Genomic DNA, 1,577 nt, shown 5'->3' with positions numbered 1-1,577 from the left:
GCACCTGCCTGGCCGGCGTGGCGACGTTGACGCGCGGGTTCTGTGGCTGCTCGGACGCCGGGCGATCGGAGGTCAGCGACACCAGCACCACCCCGGCGATGACGGCGGCGATGCCGGCCAGCGCGCTGCCGGCGAGGAACATGGGCCGGCGCCTGCGCGGGACGACCTCGGGCTCGTCGGCCTCGTCGGTGAGGGCGCTGTAGGCCAGGGCCTCGGCGTCGGCGTTGCCCCACACGTCGAGGTACGTCGGGCCGAGCGGTCGCGGGCTGAGCTCTCCGGTGCCCGGGTCCAGCGCGTAAGCCAGCGCCGCCGTGGACGAGGCGAACAGCGGCGCGTTCGCCGACGCCAGGGCCGCCCCGCGGGCCAGCGCCATCTCCGGCTCCTCGGGGGCCGTCACCTCGAGTGGCGCGGCCGCTTCGAGCGCGGGCTTGACGGGCACGATGTCCGCTCCGCAGCCGATCAGGAACACGCCGTCCGCGCGAGCACCTCGTTCGCCCAGGCCGGCGACCATCGTCGCCAACTCGGCGGCCAGCGACTCCTCCCCGGCGTTGGCCAGCTGCCGGCGGTGCAGGTCGACGATCGAACCGTCGGTGACGTCGACGACGGCCAGGGTCGCGGTCTCGGGCTCCACGAACAGCATCGCGATATGCGCGTAGTCGAGCGCGTACCCGACCGTCTGGGCCAGCGCGGCCGCGGCCAGCAACGGGGATACCAGCATCACGCTGCCCATGCCGTGGCGGGCCATCGCTTCCCGCAGCGCGCCGACGTCCGCGGGGTCCGTCCAGGTCACGCCCGTCGACACCAACCGGTGCCCGCCCGCCAGCGCACCTTCGCGGGTGCCGTCGATCGCCGCGACGACCTGGTCGACGGCGCCGCCGAACTCGTCCTGTTCGACGGTGACACCGTCGGCGTTCTCGCCTTCGATGACCACCAGGCGGACCGTCCCGGGAGCCATTGAGACCCCAAGCACGATGTCCACTTCCGCCTCCACAGTCCGCTGATTTGCTCCGCGATCCCTCGATGAGGGAACCGCCGGATAGACCCTGCCCGACCGGGTGACACCACGCTACCCGCGCGGCAACGCGCGCGCTCGCGGAGCGCGCTCAGCGGCAACGACGCGGACTAGTAGCCGGGGCTCAGGAAGGGGTTCTGGGAGTTCCCGGGGTACTGCGGGTACTGCGGGTACGGGGTGTACTGCGGGGCCGGCGCCTGTGGGGCCTGGGTCTGCGGGACCTGGATCGGAATCGGCACCGGCAGCAGCGGCACGTGGATCCACTCGGTGGTCATCGGCACCGTCGTGCTGGTGGTCGTGGTCGTCGACGGCGGGGGCGGCGTCTCGGTGGTGGTCGACGGCGGCGGCGGGGGCGTCGTCATGGCGGTCGTGGTGGGCGCCTGGGTGGGCGGCGGCGCGGTGTGCCGCGGGGTGTAGACGGGTGGCGCCTGCGTGGTGATGACCACCGGCGGCGGCGGTGGCGGCGCTCCGGTAGACCGACTCACCGGTGTCGGTCCGCAGCGTGTCGACCATCCCCGCCGCCGCCATGGATTGCAGTGTCCGGTAGACGGTGGTCAGTCCGATA

At 73.1% G+C, this 1,577-nt stretch carries 2 protein-coding genes and 1 pseudogene; all 3 read right to left on the bottom strand.

All coding sequences use genetic code 11. The features are described from left to right. Positions 1 to 979 (bottom strand): DUF7159 family protein (locus tag BRW65_RS30780; protein ID WP_084188131.1); only part of this gene is annotated, 979 nt, incomplete at its 3' end. Between the two features lie 143 nt (positions 980 to 1,122). Then, entirely contained in the window at positions 1,123 to 1,497 is a 375-nt protein-coding gene (locus BRW65_RS31100) for a hypothetical protein (protein ID WP_208611960.1), read from the bottom strand. Then, positions 1,445 to 1,577, bottom strand: a pseudogene (locus BRW65_RS30770) (transcriptional repressor); the annotation flags it as partial. The pseudogene BRW65_RS30770 and the gene BRW65_RS31100, both read right to left, overlap by 53 nt.

The organism is Mycobacterium paraffinicum, assembly GCF_001907675.1.
Classification (GTDB): Bacteria; Actinomycetota; Actinomycetes; order Mycobacteriales; family Mycobacteriaceae; genus Mycobacterium; species Mycobacterium paraffinicum_A.
This window is presented reverse-complemented; position numbering and strand designations above follow the sequence as displayed.